Origin of the sequence: Sagittula sp. S175, assembly GCF_049800975.1 — a bacterium.
In the GTDB taxonomy this organism is placed as follows: domain Bacteria; phylum Pseudomonadota; class Alphaproteobacteria; order Rhodobacterales; family Rhodobacteraceae; genus Sagittula.
The window spans coordinates 226,599-249,040 of the sequence record NZ_JBNAGB010000002.1 but is presented as its reverse complement, the minus strand read 5'-3'; the positions used below and the strand labels follow the sequence as shown (position 1 = coordinate 249,040).

Annotated in this window: 30 protein-coding genes; 15 read left to right on the top strand and 15 right to left on the bottom strand. The window is 66.3% G+C overall.

Going from position 1 to position 22,442, the window contains the following annotated elements; genetic code table 11:
- The first annotated feature begins 76 nt into the window (after positions 1-76).
- Entirely contained in the window at positions 77-895 is an 819-nt protein-coding gene (gene cysE, locus ACP16H_RS04360) for a serine O-acetyltransferase (protein ID WP_425071032.1), read from the top strand.
- An 83-nt stretch (positions 896-978) separates the two neighbouring features.
- Here the strand turns inward: cysE and ACP16H_RS04355 are convergent, their stop codons facing one another.
- From ACP16H_RS04355 to pdhA, 6 genes are read right to left on the bottom strand one after another with little or no spacing between them, the layout of a single operon-like run.
- The gene (locus ACP16H_RS04355; protein WP_425071031.1) at positions 979-1,854 is read right to left on the bottom strand and encodes a hypothetical protein; all 876 of its coding nucleotides are present in this window, start codon (positions 1,852-1,854) and stop codon (positions 979-981) included.
- Positions 1,855-1,885: 31 nt separating this feature from the next.
- Complete coding sequence (locus tag ACP16H_RS04350) at positions 1,886-3,211, bottom strand: pyruvate dehydrogenase complex dihydrolipoamide acetyltransferase (protein ID WP_425071030.1); 1,326 nt, start codon at positions 3,209-3,211, stop codon at positions 1,886-1,888.
- A 3-nt stretch (positions 3,212-3,214) separates the two neighbouring features.
- The gene (locus tag ACP16H_RS04345) at positions 3,215-3,457 is read right to left on the bottom strand and encodes a hypothetical protein (RefSeq protein ID WP_425071029.1); all 243 of its coding nucleotides are present in this window, start codon (positions 3,455-3,457) and stop codon (positions 3,215-3,217) included.
- A gap of 10 nt (positions 3,458-3,467) precedes the next feature.
- Positions 3,468-4,856, bottom strand: coding sequence for a pyruvate dehydrogenase complex E1 component subunit beta (locus ACP16H_RS04340; protein ID WP_425071028.1), 1,389 nt, complete (start codon positions 4,854-4,856; stop codon positions 3,468-3,470).
- Positions 4,857-4,861: 5 nt separating this feature from the next.
- On the bottom strand, positions 4,862-5,446 hold the full coding sequence (locus tag ACP16H_RS04335) for a hypothetical protein (RefSeq protein WP_425071027.1): 585 nt from the start codon (positions 5,444-5,446) through the stop codon (positions 4,862-4,864).
- On the bottom strand, positions 5,443-6,462 hold the full coding sequence (gene pdhA, locus ACP16H_RS04330) for a pyruvate dehydrogenase (acetyl-transferring) E1 component subunit alpha (protein ID WP_425071026.1): 1,020 nt from the start codon (positions 6,460-6,462) through the stop codon (positions 5,443-5,445). The genes ACP16H_RS04335 and pdhA overlap by 4 nt, the downstream gene beginning before the upstream one ends.
- A 198-nt stretch (positions 6,463-6,660) precedes the next feature.
- On the opposite strand from pdhA, the gene ACP16H_RS04325 reads away from it, so the two are divergent.
- Positions 6,661-7,053 (top strand): DUF6924 domain-containing protein, encoded by a 393-nt coding sequence (locus ACP16H_RS04325; protein WP_425071025.1) that lies wholly within the window; start codon positions 6,661-6,663, stop codon positions 7,051-7,053.
- A 13-nt stretch (positions 7,054-7,066) separates the two neighbouring features.
- Here the strand turns inward: ACP16H_RS04325 and ACP16H_RS04320 are convergent, their stop codons facing one another.
- Complete coding sequence (locus ACP16H_RS04320) at positions 7,067-7,360, bottom strand: FtsB family cell division protein (protein WP_425071024.1); 294 nt, start codon at positions 7,358-7,360, stop codon at positions 7,067-7,069.
- Between the two features lie 182 nt (positions 7,361-7,542).
- On the opposite strand from ACP16H_RS04320, the gene ACP16H_RS04315 reads away from it, so the two are divergent.
- The 5 genes from ACP16H_RS04315 (at position 7,543) to ACP16H_RS04295 (ending at position 9,850) form a co-directional block, all read left to right on the top strand.
- Positions 7,543-8,562, top strand: coding sequence for an alpha/beta hydrolase (locus tag ACP16H_RS04315; protein WP_425071023.1), 1,020 nt, complete (start codon positions 7,543-7,545; stop codon positions 8,560-8,562).
- Between the two features lie 233 nt (positions 8,563-8,795).
- On the top strand, positions 8,796-8,936 hold the full coding sequence (locus ACP16H_RS04310; RefSeq protein ID WP_425071022.1) for a hypothetical protein: 141 nt from the start codon (positions 8,796-8,798) through the stop codon (positions 8,934-8,936).
- Positions 8,937-8,944: 8 nt separating this feature from the next.
- Positions 8,945-9,109, top strand: a complete 165-nt coding sequence (locus tag ACP16H_RS04305) for a hypothetical protein (RefSeq protein WP_425071021.1) — start codon at positions 8,945-8,947, stop codon at positions 9,107-9,109.
- Positions 9,110-9,181: 72 nt separating this feature from the next.
- Entirely contained in the window at positions 9,182-9,571 is a 390-nt protein-coding gene (locus tag ACP16H_RS04300; protein WP_425071020.1) for a hypothetical protein, read from the top strand.
- Positions 9,572-9,610: 39 nt separating this feature from the next.
- Entirely contained in the window at positions 9,611-9,850 is a 240-nt protein-coding gene (locus ACP16H_RS04295) for a hypothetical protein (protein WP_425071019.1), read from the top strand.
- 439 nt (positions 9,851-10,289) lie between these two features.
- On the opposite strand, the gene ACP16H_RS04290 is transcribed toward ACP16H_RS04295, so the two are convergent.
- Positions 10,290-10,736, bottom strand: a complete 447-nt coding sequence (locus tag ACP16H_RS04290) for a helix-turn-helix transcriptional regulator (protein WP_425071018.1) — start codon at positions 10,734-10,736, stop codon at positions 10,290-10,292.
- On the opposite strand from ACP16H_RS04290, the gene ACP16H_RS04285 reads away from it, so the two are divergent.
- The 8 genes from ACP16H_RS04285 to ACP16H_RS04250 all read left to right on the top strand — a co-directional run bounded on the left by ACP16H_RS04285 (position 10,717) and on the right by ACP16H_RS04250 (position 16,970).
- Positions 10,717-11,604 carry a LysR substrate-binding domain-containing protein gene (locus tag ACP16H_RS04285; RefSeq protein WP_425071017.1) on the top strand — a complete coding sequence of 296 codons (888 nt, stop codon included), beginning with the start codon at positions 10,717-10,719 and terminating at the stop codon, positions 11,602-11,604. The genes ACP16H_RS04290 and ACP16H_RS04285 overlap by 20 nt on opposite strands.
- 106 nt (positions 11,605-11,710) lie before the next feature.
- Positions 11,711-12,334 (top strand): NAD(P)H:quinone oxidoreductase, encoded by a 624-nt coding sequence (gene wrbA, locus ACP16H_RS04280; protein WP_425071016.1) that lies wholly within the window; start codon positions 11,711-11,713, stop codon positions 12,332-12,334.
- Positions 12,334-12,972 (top strand): DsbA family oxidoreductase, encoded by a 639-nt coding sequence (locus ACP16H_RS04275; protein WP_425071015.1) that lies wholly within the window; start codon positions 12,334-12,336, stop codon positions 12,970-12,972. Before wrbA ends, ACP16H_RS04275 begins: the two co-directional genes overlap by 1 nt.
- A gap of 11 nt (positions 12,973-12,983) precedes the next feature.
- Entirely contained in the window at positions 12,984-13,133 is a 150-nt protein-coding gene (locus ACP16H_RS04270; protein WP_425071014.1) for a hypothetical protein, read from the top strand.
- A 22-nt stretch (positions 13,134-13,155) separates the two neighbouring features.
- Positions 13,156-14,052 carry an EamA family transporter gene (locus ACP16H_RS04265; protein WP_425071013.1) on the top strand — a complete coding sequence of 299 codons (897 nt, stop codon included), beginning with the start codon at positions 13,156-13,158 and terminating at the stop codon, positions 14,050-14,052.
- Positions 14,053-14,144: 92 nt separating this feature from the next.
- Positions 14,145-14,822: a DUF4386 domain-containing protein gene (locus ACP16H_RS04260; RefSeq protein WP_425071012.1), complete on the top strand. Its 678-nt coding sequence runs from the start codon at positions 14,145-14,147 to the stop codon at positions 14,820-14,822.
- 51 nt (positions 14,823-14,873) lie between these two features.
- On the top strand, positions 14,874-15,341 hold the full coding sequence (locus tag ACP16H_RS04255) for a VOC family protein (protein WP_425071011.1): 468 nt from the start codon (positions 14,874-14,876) through the stop codon (positions 15,339-15,341).
- Positions 15,342-15,383: 42 nt separating this feature from the next.
- Positions 15,384-16,970, top strand: a complete 1,587-nt coding sequence (locus ACP16H_RS04250; RefSeq protein WP_425071010.1) for an ATP-binding cassette domain-containing protein — start codon at positions 15,384-15,386, stop codon at positions 16,968-16,970.
- Between the two features lie 129 nt (positions 16,971-17,099).
- Here ACP16H_RS04250 and ACP16H_RS04245 read toward each other — a convergent pair whose 3' ends face one another.
- From ACP16H_RS04245 to ACP16H_RS04215, 7 genes are all read right to left on the bottom strand, one after another.
- Complete coding sequence (locus ACP16H_RS04245; RefSeq protein ID WP_425071009.1) at positions 17,100-18,146, bottom strand: serine hydrolase domain-containing protein; 1,047 nt, start codon at positions 18,144-18,146, stop codon at positions 17,100-17,102.
- A gap of 13 nt (positions 18,147-18,159) precedes the next feature.
- Positions 18,160-19,353: an alpha/beta fold hydrolase gene (locus ACP16H_RS04240; protein WP_425071008.1), complete on the bottom strand. Its 1,194-nt coding sequence runs from the start codon at positions 19,351-19,353 to the stop codon at positions 18,160-18,162.
- 270 nt (positions 19,354-19,623) lie between these two features.
- Positions 19,624-20,145: a serine hydrolase domain-containing protein gene (locus ACP16H_RS04235; RefSeq protein WP_425071007.1), complete on the bottom strand. Its 522-nt coding sequence runs from the start codon at positions 20,143-20,145 to the stop codon at positions 19,624-19,626.
- A gap of 60 nt (positions 20,146-20,205) precedes the next feature.
- Positions 20,206-20,892, bottom strand: coding sequence for a hypothetical protein (locus tag ACP16H_RS04230; RefSeq protein ID WP_425071006.1), 687 nt, complete (start codon positions 20,890-20,892; stop codon positions 20,206-20,208).
- 29 nt (positions 20,893-20,921) lie between these two features.
- On the bottom strand, positions 20,922-21,764 hold the full coding sequence (locus ACP16H_RS04225) for an SDR family oxidoreductase (RefSeq protein WP_425071005.1): 843 nt from the start codon (positions 21,762-21,764) through the stop codon (positions 20,922-20,924).
- Positions 21,765-21,827: 63 nt separating this feature from the next.
- Positions 21,828-22,040 (bottom strand): hypothetical protein, encoded by a 213-nt coding sequence (locus tag ACP16H_RS04220; RefSeq protein WP_425071004.1) that lies wholly within the window; start codon positions 22,038-22,040, stop codon positions 21,828-21,830.
- Between the two features lie 12 nt (positions 22,041-22,052).
- Positions 22,053-22,415 carry a glycine zipper family protein gene (locus tag ACP16H_RS04215; RefSeq protein ID WP_425071003.1) on the bottom strand — a complete coding sequence of 121 codons (363 nt, stop codon included), beginning with the start codon at positions 22,413-22,415 and terminating at the stop codon, positions 22,053-22,055.
- Positions 22,416-22,442 lie beyond the last annotated feature (27 nt).

The following is a 22,442-nucleotide window of genomic DNA, read 5'->3' as shown; positions in this document are numbered from 1 at the left end:
ACGGATTTGCGTTTCGCGTGAAATAGCCTATCTGCTATCGTGCCTCGGTGACAGGAGGCCAACTGGAGGATGCCACATGGCTGAGAGACGCGCGAAGCTGCTCGAACTCGATCCCGTCTGGGCACGGATCAACCGCGAGGCCGAAGAGGCCGTCGCCAAGGAACCGCTGCTGGGCGGCATGTTGCATTACAGCATCCTGCACCACCCCAGCCTCGACCGCGCGCTCAGCTACCGCGTGTCGCTGAAGCTCGCCAATCAGGAAATGTCCGAACAGATCCTGCGCGAGATCTGCGATGAGGCCTACGCGTCCGAACCGGATCTGGCTCAGGCGGCCCGCGCCGACATCACCGCCACATACGAACGCGACCCGGCCTGCCATCGCTACCTGCAGCCCTTGCTGTTCTTCAAAGGGTTCCAGGCCATTCAGGCCTACCGCGTTGCGCATTGGCTCTGGCAACAGGGGCGCCGCGACCTGGCCTACTTCTTCCAGATGCGCTCGTCCGAGGAATTCGGCGTCGACATTCACCCCGCCGCCCGCATCGGCCGCGGCATCATGATCGACCACGCCCATTCCATCGTCATCGGCGAAACCGCCGTGGTGGGCAATAACGTGTCCATGCTGCATTCCGTGACGCTGGGCGGCACCGGCAAGGAAGACGCCGACCGCCACCCCAAGATCGGCGACAACGTCCTGATCGGGGCAGGGGCCAAGGTCCTGGGCAACATCAAGGTGGGACATTGCTCGCGCATCGCCGCCGGTTCCGTGGTGCTGAAAGAAGTCCCCCCCTGCACGACCGTCGCGGGCGTGCCCGCCAAGATCGTCGGCGAAGCAGGCTGCGACCAGCCCTCGCTGGAGATGGATCAGCTCCTGCGCGGCGAGACGCTCGGCCTGTGATCCGATTTGACTGGTGAACGGAGCCGGAAACCACCTCGGTTTCCGGCTTTTCATTTTGCATGCACGCTGTTTCAGCGGGGGTGCTACATCCGCTCTGCGCGCCGCATGAGCGTGGCGTTCTCCGCCTCGTCCAGCGTGATCTCCCAGATACCCGGCCCGTGCATCGGCAGCGCCGCCTGCTGCGCAAACTCCCCGAAGGATGCGATGGGCAAGCGCCACAACACCTTCTGGGCATCGCGCAGCCCCACGTACCCCGGCTTCCCCGTGCCCAGCAGCGGGGTCAGGCAGTGCACTCCGACGCCAAGGAAGAATATGTCGAAGGGCTGTACCGGCACGGCGGGCTTCCCGGTCAGCCTGTCCAGCCAACTGCGTTTTGGCGCGGTCTTCGGGGTCACGGTCATCACCGAGGGGACAAAGATATCCTCCCGCTCGGCGTAAGCCTGCAAGGCGACGTTTTTCTGCATCACGTCCTGGACGGACTGATCGCGCTTGTCATGCTCCGTGTCGAACATGTCCTTGGTAATCGAGAAGGGGTAGAGATAGCCCTCGATCCGCATCGTGTCGCCCTCCGCCATGCGCGAAAGCGGGCCCAGCACCATGGTCGCCTCGGCAAGGCGGGCCGCCAGCCAGGCATCACCCCCATACTGCGCGATATCCTCGGGGGGCAGCGCGGTCTCGCTGTCCTCCGGTTCCACCGCAACGCCCAGAAAGCGCCCGATGGCCGCCGCGATCTGCCGCCCGAGCGCCGCATCGGCCATTGGTGTAAAGGCATTGATCCCGACCGAGACTGACGGTGGGGCCAGGCCCACGACGACGCCGCGGAGCGACTCGCCCGGTATGTAGAACACCGTCATCTCCGGCCCGGGCTGGTGAAAGCGCACCTCCGGCCTTCCCAGTTCTGCAAGCACATCTTCGGGTTCGACGGCACGATCCGTCGCAATCGTGAAGTAGAAACTCATGAACGTATCTCTGAAAGGCCGCTCTGCGCGTTTACGCCAGCATGGCCATCGGGTTTTCGAGGTTGTCCTTGATCGCGCCCAGAAGCTCCGCCCCCAGCGCGCCGTCGATCACGCGGTGATCCACCGACAGGGTCACCGACATGACCGTTGCCACGGCCAGCGCCCCATCCTTGCCGACCACCGGTTTCTTCACCCCGGCACCCACGGCAAGGATCGCACCGTGCGGCGGGTTGATGACCGCGTCGAAGTTGTCGATACCGAACATCCCGAGGTTGGAAATGGCAAAGCTGCCGCCCTGGTATTCATGGGGGGCGAGTTTCCTGGACTTGGCGCGGGTCGCGAGGTCCTTCATCTCGGACGACAGGGCCGAGAGGGTCTTGACCTCCGCGTCCTTGAGGACCGGGGTGAAGAGCCCGCCTTCGATGGCCACGGCCACCGCCACGTCAGAGGCCTTCATCTGCAACACCCGATCCCCTGCCCAGACGGCATTGGCGGCGGGGACCTGCTGCAAGGCCAGAGCGCAGGCCTTGATGATGAAGTCATTGACCGAAAGCTTCACGCCCCGGCCTTCGAGCTGGCCATTCAGCTGCGCGCGGAAGGCCATCAGGGCGTCCAGTTGAATGTCGCGGCGCAGGTAGAAATGCGGAATGGTCTGCTTGGCCTCGGTGAGGCGCGCGGCGATGGTGCGGCGCATGCCGTCGAGCGGGATCTCGGTGTACTCCCGACCCTGGTACATCGCTGCGACGCTGCCCGGATCGACCGGCTTGGCGGCAGGAGCGGCAGGCGCAGGGGCTGCGGTGGCCTTGGCCGGAGCATCGGCCACAGGCGCTGCGGCATCCGTCGTTGTGTCTCCCGGCTGGGCGGCCTCCACATCGGCCTTGACGATACGACCACGCGGGCCGGAGCCCGTGATCTGCGAAAGGTCCAATCCCTTCTGTTCCGCGATGCGCCGCGCGAGGGGTGAGGCGAAGATGCGTTCCCCATCCTGACGTGCCCGTGCAGCGGGGGCCGACGGGGCGGTGGTGGGCACTGCGGCCGCCTCGGCCTTGGGGGCGGAGACCTCTGCCGATCCAGAGACCGGGCCAGAGACCGAGCCGATGTCATCCGCCGACTCGCCGTCCTCCAGCAGCACCGCGATCACCGTGCCGACCTTCACGTCCGAGGTCCCCTCGGCCACGGTGATCTTGCCGATCACGCCCTCGTCGACCGCCTCGAACTCCATGGTCGCCTTGTCGGTCTCGATCTCGGCGAGCACGTCGCCCGAGGTGACCGTGTCGCCTTCCTTCACCAGCCACTTGGCCAGCGTGCCCTCCTCCATGGTGGGGGACAGGGCGGGCATCTGGATTTCTATCGGCATCGCTCAACCCTCTCCCTGCAAGGTCACACCATCGAACGGACTGGGCGGCACGGCACCCTGAACCAGCGCGGTGATCGCGGCGGCCAGCTCGTTGCGCATGGCCGACGCCCATTCCTCGGCTCCGTCGGTGGTGACTTCGGTCATCTCGCGCGCCAGCAGCGCCTTGGGCACCAGCGCCACGTGAGGGCCCATCCCCACGGACAGCCCGCGATGATCGACGCCCAGGATCTCGATCTCTTCCGCCATGTCGCTCCCCTCAGCGATAGGTGACTTGTTTCACGGCTTCGATCACCTCTGCGGTGGTCACAAGCGCATGTTTCTCAAGGTTCGCCGCGTAGGGCATCGGCACGTCCTTGCCCGTCAGGTTGATGACCGGGGCGTCGAGATAATCAAACGCCTCCATCATCAGCCGGGCAGAGATATGGTTGCCGATGCTCGCCACGGGGAAGCCTTCCTCGATGGTGACACAGCGGTTGGTCTTCTGCACGGAAGCGATGACCGTTTCCATGTCCAGAGGACGCAGGGTGCGCAGGTCGATGACCTCGGCGCTGATCCCCTCTGCGGCCAGCTTGTCGGCCGCCTCCAGCGCGTAGGTCATGCCGATCCCGAAGGACACGAGCGTCACATCCGTGCCCTCGCGCCATACGCGGGCCTTGCCGAAGGGGACGGTGAAATCGTCCATCACCGGCACATCGAACGACCGCCCGTAGAGGATTTCATTCTCAAGGAAAATCACCGGGTTGGGATCGCGGATGGCGGATTTCAACAGGCCCTTCGCGTCCGAGGCGGAGTAGGGCATGCAGACCTTCAGCCCCGGGATATGCGCGTACCACGCGGCGTAGTCCTGCGAGTGCTGCGCACCGACGCGGGCCGCAGCCCCGTTGGGACCACGGAACACGATGGGACAGCCCATCTGGCCGCCCGACATGTACAGCGTCTTGGCCGCCGAGTTGATGATCTGGTCAATCGCCTGCATGGCGAAGTTGAAGGTCATGAACTCGACGATGGGGCGCAGCCCGCCGAAGGCCGCCCCGACACCGATTCCGGCAAAGCCATGCTCGGTGATCGGTGTGTCCATGACCCGCTTCGAGCCGAACTCGTCCAGCAGACCCTGAGAGATCTTGTAGGCGCCCTGATACTCGCCCACTTCCTCGCCCATCAGGAAAACGTCGCCGTCGGCGCGCATCTCCTCGGCCATGGCGTCGCGCAGGGCTTCGCGGACGGTCTGGGACTTGACCTTGGTGCCCTCAGGCCAATCAGAGACGGCCTTTACCTCGACGGGCTTTGATTTCATTGAAGAATTTTTTGCGGCCGGGGGCAAATTGCCGGCTGACAATTCCGGTTGCGGGTCCTTTTTCCCGCTGGAGGATGCGGTTGCGGGGGCAGAATCTTCGACGCTTTCGCCCTCTTCGACCAATACGGCGATGGGGGTGTTCACGGCCACTGCCTGCGTGCCTTCGGCCACCAGCAGCTTGCCGATGATGCCGTCGTCGACGGCCTCGAATTCCATCGTGGCCTTGTCGGTCTCGATCTCGGCGATCACGTCGCCCGACGAGACTGCATCGCCTTCCTTGACCAACCATTTCGCCAGCGTGCCCTCCTCCATCGTCGGAGACAGCGCAGGCATGAGGATTTCTGTTGCCATATCTCTTACTCCTTCGGGCGGCAGGCGTTCATCAGCGCCCCCATGGCCATGTTGGCAAAGCCCATGTCGCTTTCGGCGGTGTCGGACAGGATCGTCAGGTGCAGCGTGGGCGTCGGGTAGGCACCCGAACAGACGTCGCCCTCGCAGGTCATCTCGAGGCTTTCGCGATAATTGGCCAGGGTCGCGTCATCCGCGCCGGTCAAGGTGATCGTTGCGGTCTGGCCCGTCCCTTCGGCGAAGGGCAGCACCAGTTCGGCGATGCTGGGCGAATAGGTGCGTTCCTCGTAACCGTCCATGGTCAGGTCGCGGACGCTGAAATCGGTGATCGTCTCGCGCTTGGCCCCGCCGTCGAGGTCCTGTTGCAGCACCATGCGGTAGAGGCAGTCGCCGGTGTGCTCGAACCGGGTGGCGTATTTGCCGTCCGGGCTGGCGCGGTTGAGGTGCTTGAAGAGCGAGATGGCCAGAGGCGCCTCGGGCGGGGGGCCGTCGATCACGATGGTTTCGCCGGTCTCGTTGTTTGTCACGGTGGTCTGCGCCACGGCGGGCAGGGCGAGGGGCACGGCGAGCAGCGCCGCGAGAAGCGTCTTCATGCGGCACCTTCTTTCTGCGGAACGGCCTCGGCGTAGATGTCGGTCCAGAGTTCGTCCAGCGCCGGTTCCGGGCTTTCGCGGGAGAAGTCGGCGGCCTCGGTCACGATCTGCTTGATCTCCTTGTCGATGGCTTTCAGGTCTTCCTCGGTGGCGTGCTTGCCTTGCAGCAGCATCTCGCGGACGTGGTCGATGGGGTCGCGTTCCTCGCGCATCTTTTGCACCTCTTCGCGGGTGCGGTATTTCGCGGGGTCCGACATGGAGTGGCCGCGATAGCGGTAGGTCTTGACCTCGAGGATATATGGGCCCTTGCCCGCGCGGCAGTGTTTCACCGCCTTTTCACCGGCGTCGCGCACCGCCGTCACATCCATGCCGTCGACGATTTCACCGGGGATGCCAAAGGCTTCGCCCCGTGTGTGCAGGTCCGGGGTGGAGGTGGAACGCACCTGCGCGGTGCCCATGGCGTATTGATTGTTCTCGATCACGAAGATCACGGGGAGCTTCCAGAGCGCGGCCATGTTGAAGGTCTCGTAGACCTGGCCCTGGTTGGCGGCACCGTCGCCGAAGTAGGTGAAGGTGACACGGTCGTTGCCGCGATACTTGTCGGAGAAGGCGAGGCCCGCGCCCAGCGGCACCTGCGCGCCGACGATGCCATGACCGCCGTAGAAGTGCTTCTCGCGGCTGAACATGTGCATGGAGCCGCCCTTGCCCTTGGAATAGCCGCCCTCGCGCCCGGTGAGTTCGGCCATCACGCCCTTCGGGTCCATGCCGCAGGCGAGCATGTGGCCGTGGTCGCGATAGGAGGTGATGCGCTTGTCGCCCTCTTCGGCGGCGGCCTCCAGCCCGACGACGACGGCCTCCTGGCCGATGTAGAGGTGACAGAACCCGCCGATCAGACCCATGCCGTATAGCTGGCCGGCCTTCTCTTCGAAGCGGCGGATCAGCAGCATGTCGCGGTACCAGGTCTTGAGTTCGTCTGCCGAGACGTTTGTCTTGGCAGCAGGCTTGCGCGTGGCCATAGCCTCTCCTCCCCAGGATATGTGGTTTAACGTTGAACGTTTTCTGATGGAAGCGTAGCCCGGCGTTTTCGATCCGGCAAGCCCGCGCAACATTATTTCGCGGTCAACCGTATGCAGAATGCGAAAAATTTCGCCTATGGCAACCGGGCGGGGGTGGGCAGCGTTACCGCCGAAAGGCTATCCGCGAAAGGCAAGGCCATGGATGACGACGCAGCAAAACTGATCCGCACGGACTTCAGCGACGATACCTCGTGGGAGGCCCTCGTGCAGGCGACGGTCGAGGGCAATGACACCGGGTTCGCCGCCGTGTTCGACGTGATCGAGGACGAAGAGTTGGACGGTGCGGATGCCGAGGCGCTGATCGACCGCTTTCCGGACGATCCGGTGCTCTATGTGGCGGACGAGCACGCCATGGGCGATCAGCGGTGGGAGATCCTCTGTGTCGAGGCGGACAGCGGGGCCGAGTTCCGGGTGCGGGCGGCGGATATCTGGGTGGTGGAAAACAACCTGTCGCTGGGCAACGCGGATTTCGACGAGATGCTGGAGCAGGTGGACGAGGAGGGCGTGTTCAGCCCGCCCGCGTTACCCTGAGATGCCGTGACGGTTACTTGACGACGATTTCGTCGCCGCGCACGAGGCCCAGAACATCGCGCGCCTGCTGGTCGAGCAGATCGACATCGAGGAAATCGTCCGACAGGCGCATGGTCAGGTTCTCCATGCGGGTCACTTCGTCTTGGACTTCGCCGAGTTCCTGTTGCAGTTTCTCGGCCTCGACGGTGATCTCGGCCCGGCGGAAAATGCCGAAATCGCCCTGCACGGCGGCAAAGGTGAAATAGGCCGATAGGCTGAGGGTTACCGCGAAGAAGACGGGAACGCCGAGGGAAGGTCGCTGGATCATGTGTCTGCCTGTGTGGCGCCTCTGACGTGCGCCGTTGGAGGGCAGAATCTCATATCCGGCGAATCGGTGAAAGCGACGCTTGCGTGAAGGTTCCAGACGGTTTTGAAACGTTGCAAATGTGCATCCATGCGCGCGGATTATGCGCTGGAAGGGCGGGGCGAAGGCCCTGTATGTTAAGGATTATGATGCGACTTTCAGCGCTTTTGATGGTGGTCCTGCTGTCCGGCTGCGCGGTGCTGCGGGAACTGGACGTGGTGCCCGGTCCGGTGGCCGATGGGATGGCGGTGCGTCCGGTGTTTCTGGCCACCGATCGGGCGGCGGAGGCGGATGATCCGCTGTCGATTTTCTATCGCGGGTCGGGGCGGGGACGTGCCGGGGCGCTGAGTTTCGGGCGGGTGGATGTGACGGTGCCGCCGCGCCATCGCGTGGGCAAGATGGAATGGGCGCTAAAGGGCCAATGGAACCCCCGAACCCATTTCACGGCGCGCGAGGTGTTCCTGTATCCGGGCGGCTCGGGGTTCACTGACGCGGTGCAGCGCGCAACGCCGGAGGGCGCGCCGGTGATGGTCTTCGTGCACGGGTTCAACGTGGCAGGGGCGGAGGCGGTGCTGCGCAGCGCGCAGGTCGCCACCGATGCCGGGGCGCGCGGGGCGGTGGTGGCGTTTTCCTGGCCGTCGATGATGCGCTCGACCGCGTACCGTGCGGATCGGCGGCGGGCGCAGGGGTCGGCGGCGGCCTTGTCCGGGTTGCTGGCTGAACTGGCGGGGGCGGACCGGCCCATCGTGCTCGTGACGCATTCCATGGGCGCGCTGGTGGCGATGGAGGCCCTGGAGGAGCTGACGCGCGCCGGGCAGGCGGCTGTCGTTGCAAGGGTGCGCGGGTTGGTGCTGATCAGTCCCGATCTGACGGCGGAGCAGTTCATGACGCAGCTGCGTGCCATACGGCCCATGCCGGAGGAGGTGACGGTGATGGTCTCGGACCGGGACCAGATGTTGCAACTGGGCGGGCTGGTGACACGGAGGCGCGTTTTGGGGGCGGGGCAGGGTGTCGATGCGCTGGAGGCGCTGCCGGTGCGGGTGGTCGATCTGAGCGGGGAGGCCAGCGGTTTCGGTCTGGATTCGCATATCGCGGGCATGCGGGTGCCGCGTGCGCTGGAGGGGCTGCGGGACGCGCTGCGGGACGTGCGGGAAGACAGGCGCTGACCGGGCCCGGGCTACGGATCTCGGCCTCGGTGCGGTAGAGTTCGGCGATGCGGCGCGGCCGCTTGGCGACGCTCAGACGCAAATGCCCCAGCCATATGGGGAACACAGATACCGGCAGGAGCTGCCCCATGCCCGGCACAGGACCGACAGATACACCATCGCCACGCAGGCCCTGACGCCGCGCTAGGGCGGCCACACCGCGCTGCACCCGCGTCGGCACGTTTTCAAAGGGGATGCGCCAGAGGGTCGGCGTCACGCAGGCGATTCTGCACGACACGCAGGTGCTGTTCCTCGACGAGCCGACCTCCGGCCCCGACCCATGGGCGTGCGCCATCTACGTGGAATCATCGACCGCCTGCGCGACCGGGGCATGACTCTCTTCATGAACACGCAGCTGCTGTCTGAGGTGGCGCGCAGGTACACTTCCATCGGTGTGCTGGCGCAGGGGCGGCTGGGATTTCAGGACAGAATTTCGGCGCTGGAGGGCTATGACGAGCGTGCGCTGGAAGAGCTGTATGTCGGCGTCGCGCAGGAAGACGCCGCATGAGCAGTCCCATTTTAAGGCAAGCGCTGAGAGGATTGGCGAGGGATCGCGGCTTGGCCCCGCTGGTGTCGATCTTTGCCGCCATGGTGGCGGTCCCGGCCTGTCCGGGATGGTCCGCTGCGCGATGCGTTCTACTGGCTGGCGATCCTGTTCACCTTTGCGCCCGGCACCGCCGCAGGGGGGCTTGTTGCCGAACACTTCGCAATTGGATACCTCGCATCCGGCGTGTTGTTCGGGTCAGTGATTGCCTCGCCGGCGCTGGGGTATGTCTTCCTCGGGCTCGTCGCCATCCTCGGCTTTTGGCTGGTCTATATCCTGACCTGCCCGCTGGGCGCGTCCTTCGGTGACCTGCTGTCCCAGCCGGTGGATTGCCGCGGCATGGGCTCCGGCAGGAACAGGACCTCGCTCGGCTTTCTCAGCGTCACCGTGACCGACATGACCGCGATGCAGAAGTCGCAGGAATGACCCGCTGTCCGATTGCAGCAAAATGAACCAGACAAGACCATGTCCAGCCTCACGTCCCGGATCCTCCCCGCCCTCGACGCAGTGGGCTTCTGGTCCTACCGGAACATCTGCCTTGTCTTCCTCCTCGAAGGCTGGTGGCTGACCTCTATCATCGTGCCGGGCACGCTGATCGTCGATGCGGGCGGCGCGCTGGCCCGGCCTGGACACATCGAGGTCGTCGATCTTGGCTGGTTCGTCGCCATCGGTGCGATCCGAGGCGGCGAGATCCGCTGGCGCTGACGCGTGGTGCGGGGCGGGATCGGTCCGGAGCGCCGGGCTTTGGCCGGGTGGACGTCACGGTGTCGCCCGGGCATCGCGTGGGCAAGATGGTAAGGGCGCTGGCAGGCCAGCGGAATCCCAGGGTGCATGTCACAGCACGGCGGGTGGCCGGGCAAGCGGCTGCCCAACGGTCGGTTTTTAGGGCGACTGTCTCAAGGTATGTCCGCCTGTCGTCGAGTACAGCCGAGAGTTCCAGATGCAGGTGGCCGAGGAACTGACCCTCTTGCCGGAAGGCTCGGCGATCGCGGAGATGCCAGAAGACTATGCGGTGGTGCCAGAGCAGGCGCGGGTTTGCGATCAAGTGTAATCGAATTGAATTGGTGGGCCGCAGCGCCAATGGCGCGCACGTTCGAGAGCCTCAAGCCCGTACCGATCATTGCCAACCTCGATTTCATGGCCGCTAGGCGTATCGAATGCGCTGCACGCCAGAATCGAAGTGGACGTGCCTCGATCGGAACGCCGCGCCCTCAACGACTTCGGGTCGGCTGATCCGGTCCATCCGGAAATGCCGGAGATCCTCGCGCGTGGGGTCCCAGGCTACGAGGTAGCACAGCGGCGGCAGGATAAGCACGGCTTGGGGTTCCACCTGCCGCTTCGGGTCGGCGCCCTTCGCGTCGCGATAGATGAACTTCAGGCACAGCCGATCGTGAAACGACTGCTCGAACGGAGGCAATGCTGGACTGGCTTGCGGTTCGGCAGGCGGCCTGGGCAGCGGTGATGGTCCTTCGGCGGACGCGGACGCAATCCGTTCGCGCCTGGCCCTACCCGTGATAGGGTGGAGGCGCAGGCGACCCGCCGGGATCGCGCCCGTAAGGAACGAGAGACACGTGGACAAGCTTTCCGTCATGCAAGCCTTCCGCCGCATCGTCGAGCGCGGCAGCTTCGCGCGGGCGGCGGAGGATCTGGGCGTTTCGCCCGCGCTTCTGAGCCGCGAGATCAAGCTGCTGGAGGAAAGCCTCGGAACCACGCTCCTGACGCGTACGACGCGCTCGATGTCGCTGACCGATGCCGGGCGGCTCTACTACGACGAGGCGACCGGCATTATCGACGCCGTGACACAGGTCGAGACGCGAATCCGCGAGGGCGCCGGGGCGGTGCGGGGTCATCTGAAAGTCAATGCCTCCAGTTCCTTCGGACAGACGGTCATCGCGCCGATCCTGCCGGAGTTTATCGAGGCATACCCCGACTTGCGCCTCACGCTCTCGATGGACGACCGGGTGGTGGACGTGGTCGAGGGCGGGTTCGACGTCTCGATCCGGATCCGACCCGTCATGCCGGATTCGGCGCTCGTGGCACGCAGGATCGGCACCATGCGGCAACGGGTCTTCGCATCGCCCGCTTATCTGAAGGCCACCGGCGTTCCGCAGGCACCGGCCGAGATCGCCGGACACAAGATCGTCGGCTTCCTGCTGGCGGGCCACCTGACATCCTGGACGCTGACCGGACCCGCGGGCACGACGACCGTCGATCTCGACCCGACCGTCCGCGTGGGCAACAGCCTCGTCCTGCGCGACCTCCTGATCGCGGGGCAAGGCATCGGCACTCTGCCGGATTTCGTCTCGAACGAGGCCGAGGCGCGGGGCATGCTGGTGCGGGTTCTGCCCGACTGGGAGCTTCCCGCGCCCGAGATCTTCGCCGTGACGGCCTCGCGGCTGGGCATGGACGCGAAAGTGACGGCCTTCCTCGACCACCTGCGTGCCGCGCTCCGGCCCTGACATTCATCAACCCGCGTAAAGAATGAAGTGACAGCGGGCTGGTTATTCCGCTGCGCCGCATCGCCCATCCTCTCAGGCAACGAAACAAAGCCCCCGAGAGGATCCCATGACCCGCGTTCTCGTCCTCTACTACTCCAGCTACGGCCATGTCCGTGCCCTCGCGCAGGCCGAAGCCGAAGGCGCACGCAGCGTCCCCGGCGCCCATGTCGACCTGCGGCGCGTGCCGGAGACCGTCACCGCCACGGTCCGGCAGAAGGCAGGCTTTCTGGCCGACGATACGCCCGTCGCGGCGCCGGCCGATCTGGAAGCCTACGACGCCATCATCTTCGGCACGCCGACGCTCTTCGGCATGATGGCCGGCCAGATGAAATCCTTCCTCGACCAGGCGGGCGGCCTTTGGGCGCGTAACGCGCTGGTCGGCAAGGTCGCCGCCGTCTTCGCCTCCACCGGCTCGCAGCATGGCGGGCACGAGGCGACGCTGCTCTCGAGCCAGATCCCGCTCCAGCATTTCGGAATGCTGATCGCGGGCATGCCATATACCTTCGCCGGCCAGACCACTGCCGACGGGATTGTGGGCGGCGCCCCTTATGGCGCGGGCACCATCGCCGGTGCCGATGGCTCGCGCGCGCCCACCGAGGCCGACCTTGCCGGCGCGCGGTTCCAGGGGGCGCATGTGGCGCGGATCGCTGCGCAGCTGGCTGCGGGCAAACTGTCAGAGGAGGCCGCGTGATGCCCTCTCTGACCGTCGACTTTTTCCACGACGTGGTCTGCTGCTGGTGCTTCAACATCTCGTCGCGGATGCGCAGTCTTGCCGATGAGTTCGACCTCGACATCCGGCACCGCACCTTTGTCCTGCAAGCCAACCGTGCCGAGATGGCCGCGCGCTGGGGCACGCCCGAGGACGCCCGCGAGACCATCCTCGGGCACTGGGCGGTCTGTCGCCAGGTGAGCGACCGGCCGGAGCTTGTCGATATCGACGCCATGCGGGCCGCGCCCTTCGACTATCCCCATGGGATGACTGCCGCACTGGGATGCAAGGCGGCGGAGCGGCTTCGGGGACAGCCTGCCCACTGGGACATGTTCGACCGCCTGCAGCGCGCGCATCTGACCGAGGCACGGAATATTGCGGATCCGGAGGTCGTGCTTCTCGCAGCGCAGGATCTCGGCTTCGAGGCCGCGGCCTTCGCCGAGGTCTTCGACGATCCGGGCACCCGTCGCGCCGTAGAGGCCGACCGGCAACACGCCCGCGCCCTCCAGGTCCGGTCCGTTCCCACCCTCATCGTTCGCGAGACCGGCGCCCGCCTCGTCAACGGCCCCCGCGAGGATCTCGCCGCGCAACTGCGCGCCGCCCTGCGCCTCGTCGCCTGAAAGGAAATGCCATGACCTTCTCTTTCCTCCGCACGGTTGTTCGGCACCGCCGCCGCATTCCACAAGGCGTGCCGCGCGACCTGCCGCCCCACCTGATGCGCGACATCGGCCTCGATTCCTGGCCGGACCGCCCGCTCTTGCCCTTCCATCCGCTCTGGTGAGCCCCGACAGGAGGCATGACCCATGTCCCGCAACACCGATATCCTTCTCACGGCGCTCGCCCCGGCGGTCTGGGGCAGCACCTATCTGGTCACCACCGAGGCGTTGCCCGCAGGCTACCCCGTCACGATGGCGGCGCTGCGCGCCTTGCCGGCCGGGCTGTTGCTGCTCGCCTTCACGCGCTGCCTGCCGCCCCTTGCCTGGCTCGGGCGCGTCTTCCTGCTGGGCAGCTTCAACTTCGCGGTGTTCTGGGCGCTCTTGTTCGTGGCCGCCTACCGGCTGCCGGGCGGGGTGGCGGCGACGCTTGGCGCGCTGCAGGCGATGATGGTGATCTTCATGGCCCGCGGGTGGCTTGGCACGCCGATCCGGGCGCGTGCGGTCGCTGCGGCCGCGGCGGGTGTTTTGGGCGTGGCGCTGCTGCTTGTCGGTCGTGATGCCGCTCTGGATCCGGTAGGTGTCGCGGCCGGATTGGGAGGTGCTGCGTCCATGGCGGCGGGCACGGTGCTCAGCCGGAAGTGGCAGCCGCCCGTGTCCGCGCTGAGCTTCACCGCTTGGCAGTTGACCGCCGGAGGGTTGATTCTGCTCCCATTTGCGCTGATCATGGAACCTGCGCTGCCACCTTTGACGACGATGAACCTCGCCGGACTCGTGTGGCTCGGACTCATCGGCGCGGCGGCCAGCTATGCGCTGTGGTTCCGGGGCGTCGCCCGGATCGAGCCCGGAGCCGTCTCGATGCTCGGCATGATGAGCCCCGTGACGGCCGTGCTGCTCGGCTGGGCTGTGCTGGGCCAGTCCCTGACGCTCCTGCAGGGCCTCGGCGCGGTTGTCGTCCTTGGATCGGTGTGGCTGGGGCAGCGGGCGAATCGCGCTGCGACCTCAGCACCGGAAAGGCCGGAGGCGGATCCCGATCCGGAGAGATGAACGATTGTGAACCACGCCGTTTCGCCTCCGGCAATTTTCGGCGCGCAGTCGTTCCGGTCCTTTTTGGCCAACCGCACCGAAAGGAGGCCCTGATGGCCGATGCCGAGCTGACCCCCGACTTTGCCCGACAGGCCCGCCTTGCCGGCCTGCTATACCTGATCATCATCGTGACCGGCCTCGGGGCCGAGCTGGGCCTGCGGGCGCCGCTTATCGACCTCGGCGATGCAGAAGCCACCGCTGCCGCGATCCTGGGCTCTCCCGGCCAGTTCCGTCTGGCCATCGGCGCAGACATCGTAATGGCGCTCAGCCATGCGGGCCTTGCGATCCTGCTCTACATGATCTTCCGCACCCTGGCACCTGGCCTCGCGCTGTCGGCAATGGTGTTCCGGCTGATCCAGACGGTGCTGATCGCCGCAAGTCTCATGGCGCTTCTGACCGCATGGCTGCTGCTGAGCCGAGCCGAGGATCTGGCCGACGCGCCCACGCTCGCGCTGGTTTTTCTGGACCTGCACGCTCACGGCGACGACCTCGGGTTGGTGTTCTTCGGCGTGAACAGCCTGATCATGGGCCTGCTCGTCTGGCGTTCTGACCGCTTCGCGAAGGCCTTCGGTGCCGGCCTCGCACTTGCCGGACTGGTCTACCTCATCGGCAGCGGCCTGCGGTTTTTCGCCCCCGACCTGTCATCGGCGTTCATGCCGGCCTACGGGCTGACGATCCTTGCCGAGACCGCGTTCTGCCTGAGCCTTCTCTTGCAGAGAAGCCCGGGGTGACGAAATCAGCATTCCGGTTTGGTGAAGGTGCCGGCCACGAGGAGAATTTCGATGTCCGAACGAGGATTTACCGTCCGCGCTCTTGGCGAAATCGCCATCCGATGCGTCGACCACGGCGCGATGGTCGCGTTCTACCGCGACGTCATCGGGCTCGAACCGATGCGCGACCCTCAGGACGCGCCTATCGTGTTCTTTCGCATCGCCGACGGTTTCGAAGGCCATACGGCGGTGCTGGCGCTCTTTCGTCACGACATCGCGGGCGCGGGCCGTACCCGGGCCGGTGACCGGCCACCTGCAACCGGGCCGGGCTCGTCGTTGCACCACATCGCGCTAAGCCTGCGCTGGGACGAACAGGATGCGGTCATCGCCTGGTATCAGAGGCTCGGTCTCGAGTATCATGTCGAAACATTCGACTGGGTCGGATGGCGCGGTGTCTTCACGTTCGATCCCGACGGCAACACCGTCGAGCTCGTCGCGAAGGATCCTGACTGGACCTGTCCCGGTGAACGCCCGGCGTGAGCGCCACGCCATCGCTTGTCCCAACGGATATCAGAGGTCTGCATGTCTGCTCTTGCCAAACTCGATGCGCTCGCGCTCCTGCGTCCCGACGCCACGCCGCTCGTTTCCGACCTGTCGCTGACGATCGGTCCAGCACGCTACGGGTTGGTGGGTCGGAACGGGTGTGGCAAGTCGAGCCTTCTGCGCCTCCTCGCCGGCGAGCCGGTACTCGCGACGGGACAGGTCTCGGTCCCGGCTTCGGTTCGGCTTGTGGAGCAGGAGATCGACACCGGCCTCGAGACCATCGCAGACGCGCTTGGCGTAACCCGGGCCGTCGCGACGTTGGCGCGGCTCGAAGCCGGCCGCGGCAGCCCCGAGGACGCGGCCGACGCAGACTGGACGTTGGAGGCGCGTCTTTCGGAAGAGTTGGCGCGTGTCGGCCTTCGAGATCTTGACCTTGGGCGCGCCGTGCAGGGTCTGAGCGGGGGCGAGCGGATCCGGCTGATGATTGCGCGGGCGTTGCTTGATGCGCCCGATCTGCTGCTTCTGGACGAACCGACCAACAATATGGACGCTGCCGGGCGCGATGCGGTCTACCGGCTGCTGGAAGATTGGCGAGGCTGGGTCGTCGTGGCCAGTCACGACCGCGGCCTACTGGAGCGGGTGGACTGGATCGTGGAACTGACCCCGCAGGGCTGCCATGTCACGGCGGGCGGCTGGTCGGCGCATGCCGCCGACAGGGCCGCCCGGCTGGATCGTCTCGAACGGCGGCTCGATCGGGCCGAAACCCACGCTGCCGAGGTCGCGAAGGCCGCGCGCACCCGGGCGGACCGGCAGGCGCGCAGGGCGGCGAGCGGTCGCCGAGCTGCGGCCGATGGAAGCCAGCCGAAGCTGGTGACGAACGCGCGGAAGGCGCGCGCCGAGGCCACGTCGGGCGCCGGACAGCGCCTGGCCGAACGGCAGGGTCAGGAGGCGGCACTCGCCGTGGCTGACGCCCGGTCGGAGACCGAGCGGGCGCGGCCGATGTCGTTCACGCTACCACCCTGCGGTTTGCCGGTCGGCCGCAAGGTGCTTGTCGTGGACCATCTGATCATCCGCCACCGGAACGGTCCCGTGATCGGTCCGGTCAGTCTGACGCTGACCGGACCGGAGCGGGTTGCGCTCTCGGGTCCGAACGGGGCTGGCAAGTCAACGGTCCTGCGGGCCGTTTCCGGTCGGTCGGGCGGTTTTGACGGGAGCGTCTGGTGCGCCCGACCCGATCCGCCTTTCCTCGACCAGCACCTGTCATTTCTGCAGCCGAACCGATCCCTGCTCGCGAACCTGAAAGGGCTGCAGCCCGGCCTGTCGCGCAACGCGACCCATGCCGCACTGGCCCGCTTCGCCTTCCGCAACACGGATGCCGAGCGTCACGTCGGCAGCCTCAGCGGGGGCGAGCGATTGCGCGCCGCGCTCGCCTGCGTCTTCGCCGCCGATCCGGCACCCGAATTTCTCATTCTCGACGAGCCGACCAATCACCTCGACCTGGACGCGATCGAAACCCTCGAAATCGCACTCCGCGCCTATGACGGGGCCTTGCTGGTGGTCAGCCATGACGAGGATTTCCTGCGCCGTATCGGGGTCGAGACGCAGGTGACACTGCCGACCCCGTAGCGGTAGCCCACGAGCACTGGCGCTAGGGCCAACGCGCAGAGCCGTTCGCAACGAGCGCCAAGTCGTCGAACGGTCGCCCTCGGCACAAGCGCGCGACCGCGCGCTGGCCCGCCTGTGCAGTCAACGCTGTTATTGTATCCAGTCCAACGCAAGCCGATCGACAAGCTCTCGAAGGCTGTGGTTCAGGACTGTCGCCACGATCACCAGGCGCTGTTTCGGAAGGGCAAGAGCCTCGATCCCCCAGAACCCGGCATGGCGATAGGCCGCGACGCCGTCGAGGTGATCGGCATGGAATTCCATCCGGTAGGGGCTGCCCTCGGGATGGTCGGGGGCCGCCAACATCACCTCCAGCGTCTGCGGGTCATCGAATACCGATCCACCGATCAAGGCTGCATAGGCTCGGGCGGTCGCCTCCACGCGCGCAACGATCCCGCCGCCGCCATGGGCGTCGATGCTGCCGTGGATGGCAAAGGTATTCGTCTCGCCGATCCATGGATGCGCCCGCGCGGCCCCGTCTGCCGGCAATTCCCCCTTCCAACGCATTGCTGTCTCATCCAACCTGAGCAGATCGCGCACGGCTTGGCCCAATGGCAGTCCGGTTTGGCGCTCGACGATCCCGCCCAGGATGGCGTAGCCGGTGTCGGAGAAGTGAAAACGGGCGCCCGGGAGCCCTGTCGGCTCGGTCGCCTCCCGAAGAACCGCGAGCTGATCGGCTCTGGTCCAGATCCGGCCGGGATCCGCGAAGACGGCTGCCTGATATGAGACGGTCTTAGCATGATCCGCCGGTCCGCTGCTGTGCAAAAGCATGGGGCGCACGGTGATCGCATTCGGGTCATAACCTCCAGCGCGGAACATGTCGATCTGCGCAGCCGGGATCAGCGCGCCGATCGGCGCATCGAGATCGAAGCGCCCCGTTTCCCAAAGCCTCAGGATCGCGGCGGCGGTGAAGCTCTTGGTGTGGGAGGCGATTCGAATTGGCGTACCGGGTGTCATGACCCGACCGTCAGGATCGGCATCGCCGGCCGCCGATGACACCATTCCGAACGGGCTCACGATGGCAACGGCCGCGCCCAGATGGTCGGCGGCCAGGGCCTCGACACGCGCATTCGGTGTGTTCTGATCGGCGGGAACAACGGTGAGGCCCGAAAGACCGGCGGAGATGCGTCTGGGTTTCATCCGTCGAGGTCCTTTAGTCGGCGCCCCCCAGAAAGGTGCGGATCACTGGCATGGCTGCGCCTGGATTGTCCCAGATGACCTCGGGGCCAGCGTTCGGGATGACCTCTGGTCTCGCGTCGGCAAACAGCGCCGTGTGCCACGTCTGCAGCAGAGCGCGCGTCCAGTCTTTGTAGCCGCCTGCCAGTAACTGGACAGGGCCGGGATATCCGGTTCCCCGCGCGATCCGATCCAGATCGGTGTCTGGCGCATCCCGCCAGCGCGCGCGTGCCACGGCTCCGAACCGCCCGCTGGCCGCGGTGTAGTCCTCGCCGCAATGGTATGGGTTGTCAGGATGGTTTGCTAAGACCCCGACCATCTGCCCGATCAGGACGTCATCCCTTGGATGGTCGTCCGGTCCGGTCACATGAGTGGCGCGAAGGCCGTTCTGGACGGCGGCCACCGCGTAGCGCGCGCCTGACATGAACTCGGGCGCGGGTGCCTTCCAAGCCGCCTTGCCATCGGTGCCCAGATAGCCCGGCTCGATCAGCAAGGCGCGTGTGACCCTGTCCGGATGCACCCCGAGATAGGCCGAGGCCAGCATCGCCCCCCAGGAATGACCGATCAGCACCACGGTCTGGTCGGGCGACGCCATGGCGATGACGGCGTCCAACGCCGCGAGATCGCCGTCGAGCGTCAGGAGATCCGCCGCCACGCGTTCGGACAGGACCGCGCCGCGCTGGTCGTACAAGACGACGCAGTGGGTGTTGGACAGGGAGGACAGCCCGAGCAGTGAGTGGACATCGCCGCCCGCGCCGCCGTGCAGGACGACGATGGTCGGCGTGTCGGGCGCGCGACAACGATCTGTACGTGCAGCGCGACCCCGGAAACCTCCCGCGAGGGTAGAGTCGCGTCCTCGGTCACGAGGGCCGCAACAACGTAGTCGCGGCGTGTCTCGACGAAGAGCGCGATGACTGGGGCGACCAGCAGGGCTGCCCCTGTCAGACCCCAAGTCAGGACCGTCTTCATGTGCGGTCTTCTTGAGCGGTCTTCCTGGGCTTCGACGGCTTTCAGAACCTTCAGCATGAAAGCGAAAGGTCGTTTCGGTGCATCTGTCTGATTGAGGGGCCCGACCAGATACATGTCCCGTTCGGGCGCGTGATAGGCGAAGGAGGCGCTGGCGCCGGAATGCCGGATCAACTCGGGCGATGGTTGCCAGAGGGTCATCCACCCCGGAAGCCTGAAGCGCATGAGGCCGCCGCCGTACTGGAGCGGGGACTGCATTTTTTCCACTGGCGGAACACGCTCGTATTCTCAGGACGGCACAGGCGTCCCTGATTGAAGGCGCGCAGAAACGTCAGCATGTCACCCGTGTCCGACACGATGCCGCCGTCCGGCCCCCAGCTGGACAGGAGGCCGGGGACCTTGAGCGGGAGGTCCTTGTGCCAGACCGGCAGCGTTGCGCCATCGTCCCCGGCAGGGGCGAAGAGGGCCGTTCGGCTCAGGCCGAGGGGCGCGCAGATCTGCTCTTGCAGCCGTCGCCGAAGGACAGGCGGCCCGTCGCTCCTTCGATGACTGCGCCCAGAAGCTGGAAGTTGGTGTGGGAGGAATGCGCGCGGCCGCTGTCGGGCGCTGCAAATGGGCGTCCCGCCTTGGCCCACGCCAGCACGTCGGAAAGGTCGTAGGCGTAATCCTTCGAGCGTATCAGGTCGCCCGCCACGCCGCCCTCGTGGTCGTCGGCAAGCCCGGAGGTCTGGAACAGAAGCTGGCGGAGGGTGAGCCGCGGGCTGTGATCGACGCCCTTCACACCATGCAGGCCCGAAAGGTCGATCGCGGGCAGGGCGCTTTGAACCGTCTGGTCGGGGGAGAGTGTCCCCTCATCGCACAACTGGACGATCAGCGCCGCCGTGAACATCTTCGAGATGCTGGCGATGGGGAAGCGAATGTCGGGGTCCGCCGCCCCCCGCGGCCGCGCGGATATCGACCTGACCGTCGCCCGAGCGGACATGCAGGCGCACGCCATGGGCGGCGCTTCGCCTCTGCTCGGCGTCCGTCAGCTGCTGCAATGCCTGCCCGGATCGCGTCATGCCGCGCGCCCCCCGACACCCGCTGCGGCGGTCCCGCCCCGGCGCAGCAAGGCCACCCCCACGGCGATGAACCAGGCGATGGCGCTCACCCCGAAAACCGCGCCCGCCACGTCGCCCAGCGGTGGAAAGATCGTCACCAGCCCGCCCAGTCCCGTGAGCAGCCCAAGCGCGTTGACGTTGCGGGGAAGGCGGCGGGTCCGCCCGGCGGCGATGCTGACGCAGAGGATCCAGATGCCCCCCGCGATCTCGTTACCGCCGCCAAGGCCAAGCTCGATAGCGTGGAGCACGGCCCACAGATCGGCCGCCGCGACAGGATCCTCCGCGAACAGGACCGCCGCGCGTTCGACGGCGACATTGGCGATCATGCCCGCGCCCAGAACCAATGCCGCCCAGATCAGGCCGAACCCGCGCGTGACGTCGACCAAGCCTGGCGCGGGCGAAAGCCGGTGCGCCAGCGCGACCACAAGGACCACGAGGGCAAGCGCGTTCACGACGTAGATCGTCGTGTTCCACGCGATCATCACGCCGGGCCGCGCGTCTATGAAGGTCACGATGGCGGCGGGGTCGATCCGGGACGTGCCGAACCCGAGCGGCGCCAGCAGCGTGACCAGCAGGGCGAAGCCGATCAGGTACGTGGCGGCGCAGACAAGGGCGGCGAAACCGCCGATGCGGGAGAGGGTCATGCACAAATTCCTTTGGAAATTGCCTGCAGCTAGGTCGACAGGGTCTCGAAATATGCGCCCAGCCGGCGTGTCCCGAACGGCGTCCCGACCATGTCGCGGGACATCGCGGCAAGGAAGAAATGCGCGGGACCATGGAGTCGGCGCGGCGTCATACGCGGCAGAAGTGTCAGAACCGCGCGGCGCATCCAGTCGGGCAGCATGGTGATGGAGACGTGGCGGCCCAGCGATGCCGCCGCAAGACGCGCGAGATCGCAGTGGGTGAAGGTCTCGGGGCCGCCCACGTCCAGCCAGTCGGTCCTGGCCTCCGTCGCCTCTGCCGTGGCGGCAGCCATGTCCGCCCCGTGGATCGGGTTGATCCGGTGCGTGCCGGGCGCAAAGAGCCAGACGCGCCCCGACCGGGCCATCGCCAGAAAATCGCCCATGTCCGAGAAGTAACCCGACGGCGCGATCACGGTCGACGGCAGTTCAGAGGCGCGCAGCGCGTCCACGAATTCGGCCTTGGCGGCGACGAGCGGGACCTGCCGCATGGCGTCGGCGTTCAGGACATGGACGTATGCAAAGCGCTCGACACCCGCGCGCTCTGCCTCGCGCAGCAGGTTCAGATTGGCCTGGAAATCCACATCCTGGTAGCTCAGCCCGTCTGCCTGCCGGGTGATGCCGAGGGCGGATACGACAAGATCCGCGCCCTCCATGAGACCGGTCAGCGTCTCGGCCCGGGTGGCTTCGGCCTCGACAAGGGTATCGGCGGCCAGATCGCCTGCGCGCGGTGCATCCCGGATGAGGGCGGTGACATGCCAGCCGCGCCGCCCGTATTCGGCGCACAGGTGGCGACCGAGATAACCGGTCGCACCGGCAATGAAGACGGTTTTCATGGGAAATGTTCCTTCAAAGCCGGAAAATGCCGATCGCAGCATGAAGGCGGGATGGGGGGGCTGTCACGGGGTGTCCTCCCGGGTCATCTGGAAGCCTGCACGGATGGCCAGCACCAACGGCGTCATGCACGATGGCATGACTGGCGTGAGGGGTTCGGCGACACCGATGTCGCGGAGCAATTGCGGTGTCTGCGGCACTGGAGCGATGTCCCGACCGGTCAGAAGCGCAAAGAGCGCGTCGAAGCGATGGCGGCGATGATGCAGAATGTCATTCATGACGGGTCCCCCCTAGCCAACGACCCGGTGGCCACGGCCACGCAGGCACTCCACGACGATGGCTTCGCGGCGTTCGCTCGCATTCACCGCGCCGGCGATGCCTCCGGCCAGCGCACCGGCAACGGCGCCGCCAAGGGCATCTCCGTCATCGTCGAGTTCGCCGAGCAGGGCACCGGCTCCAGCGCCCATGACCGCTGCACCGGCGGTTTCCTGATCGAACTGCCGCTGGTCGCGGGCCAGGGTCTGGCAGGCGGCGAGGTCGCTTTGGAACGCGGCCGAAGGGGCGCCATCGAGAATGGGTCTGTAGTTGGCGCCGCTGTCGGCGCAGGCGGTCAGGCCGATGGCCGCAGCCGTCAGGAGAAGAAGGGGTTTCATTTGAGAGGTTCCTTGCGGTCTGGAAAA

Bases quoted from the DNA above. Each gene is read 5' to 3' on its own strand.
- cysE (WP_425071032.1), top strand. From the start codon at position 77: ATGGCTGAGAGACGCGCGAAGCTGCTCGAACTCGATCCCGTCTGGGCA.
- ACP16H_RS04355 (WP_425071031.1), bottom strand. From the start codon at position 1,854: ATGAGTTTCTACTTCACGATTGCGACGGATCGTGCCGTCGAACCCGAA.
- ACP16H_RS04350 (WP_425071030.1), bottom strand. From the start codon at position 3,211: ATGCCGATAGAAATCCAGATGCCCGCCCTGTCCCCCACCATGGAGGAG.
- ACP16H_RS04345 (WP_425071029.1), bottom strand. From the start codon at position 3,457: ATGGCGGAAGAGATCGAGATCCTGGGCGTCGATCATCGCGGGCTGTCC.
- ACP16H_RS04340 (WP_425071028.1), bottom strand. From the start codon at position 4,856: ATGGCAACAGAAATCCTCATGCCTGCGCTGTCTCCGACGATGGAGGAG.
- ACP16H_RS04335 (WP_425071027.1), bottom strand. From the start codon at position 5,446: ATGAAGACGCTTCTCGCGGCGCTGCTCGCCGTGCCCCTCGCCCTGCCC.
- pdhA (WP_425071026.1), bottom strand. From the start codon at position 6,462: ATGGCCACGCGCAAGCCTGCTGCCAAGACAAACGTCTCGGCAGACGAA.
- ACP16H_RS04325 (WP_425071025.1), top strand. From the start codon at position 6,661: ATGGATGACGACGCAGCAAAACTGATCCGCACGGACTTCAGCGACGAT.
- ACP16H_RS04320 (WP_425071024.1), bottom strand. From the start codon at position 7,360: ATGATCCAGCGACCTTCCCTCGGCGTTCCCGTCTTCTTCGCGGTAACC.
- ACP16H_RS04315 (WP_425071023.1), top strand. From the start codon at position 7,543: ATGATGCGACTTTCAGCGCTTTTGATGGTGGTCCTGCTGTCCGGCTGC.
- ACP16H_RS04310 (WP_425071022.1), top strand. From the start codon at position 8,796: ATGCGCCAGAGGGTCGGCGTCACGCAGGCGATTCTGCACGACACGCAG.
- ACP16H_RS04305 (WP_425071021.1), top strand. From the start codon at position 8,945: ATGAACACGCAGCTGCTGTCTGAGGTGGCGCGCAGGTACACTTCCATC.
- ACP16H_RS04295 (WP_425071019.1), top strand. From the start codon at position 9,611: ATGTCCAGCCTCACGTCCCGGATCCTCCCCGCCCTCGACGCAGTGGGC.
- ACP16H_RS04290 (WP_425071018.1), bottom strand. From the start codon at position 10,736: ATGACGGAAAGCTTGTCCACGTGTCTCTCGTTCCTTACGGGCGCGATC.
- wrbA (WP_425071016.1), top strand. From the start codon at position 11,711: ATGACCCGCGTTCTCGTCCTCTACTACTCCAGCTACGGCCATGTCCGT.
- ACP16H_RS04275 (WP_425071015.1), top strand. From the start codon at position 12,334: ATGCCCTCTCTGACCGTCGACTTTTTCCACGACGTGGTCTGCTGCTGG.
- ACP16H_RS04270 (WP_425071014.1), top strand. From the start codon at position 12,984: ATGACCTTCTCTTTCCTCCGCACGGTTGTTCGGCACCGCCGCCGCATT.
- ACP16H_RS04265 (WP_425071013.1), top strand. From the start codon at position 13,156: ATGTCCCGCAACACCGATATCCTTCTCACGGCGCTCGCCCCGGCGGTC.
- ACP16H_RS04260 (WP_425071012.1), top strand. From the start codon at position 14,145: ATGGCCGATGCCGAGCTGACCCCCGACTTTGCCCGACAGGCCCGCCTT.
- ACP16H_RS04255 (WP_425071011.1), top strand. From the start codon at position 14,874: ATGTCCGAACGAGGATTTACCGTCCGCGCTCTTGGCGAAATCGCCATC.
- ACP16H_RS04250 (WP_425071010.1), top strand. From the start codon at position 15,384: ATGTCTGCTCTTGCCAAACTCGATGCGCTCGCGCTCCTGCGTCCCGAC.
- ACP16H_RS04245 (WP_425071009.1), bottom strand. From the start codon at position 18,146: ATGAAACCCAGACGCATCTCCGCCGGTCTTTCGGGCCTCACCGTTGTT.
- ACP16H_RS04235 (WP_425071007.1), bottom strand. From the start codon at position 20,145: ATGGCGTGCGCCTGCATGTCCGCTCGGGCGACGGTCAGGTCGATATCC.
- ACP16H_RS04230 (WP_425071006.1), bottom strand. From the start codon at position 20,892: ATGACCCTCTCCCGCATCGGCGGTTTCGCCGCCCTTGTCTGCGCCGCC.
- ACP16H_RS04225 (WP_425071005.1), bottom strand. From the start codon at position 21,764: ATGAAAACCGTCTTCATTGCCGGTGCGACCGGTTATCTCGGTCGCCAC.
- ACP16H_RS04220 (WP_425071004.1), bottom strand. From the start codon at position 22,040: ATGAATGACATTCTGCATCATCGCCGCCATCGCTTCGACGCGCTCTTT.
- ACP16H_RS04215 (WP_425071003.1), bottom strand. From the start codon at position 22,415: ATGAAACCCCTTCTTCTCCTGACGGCTGCGGCCATCGGCCTGACCGCC.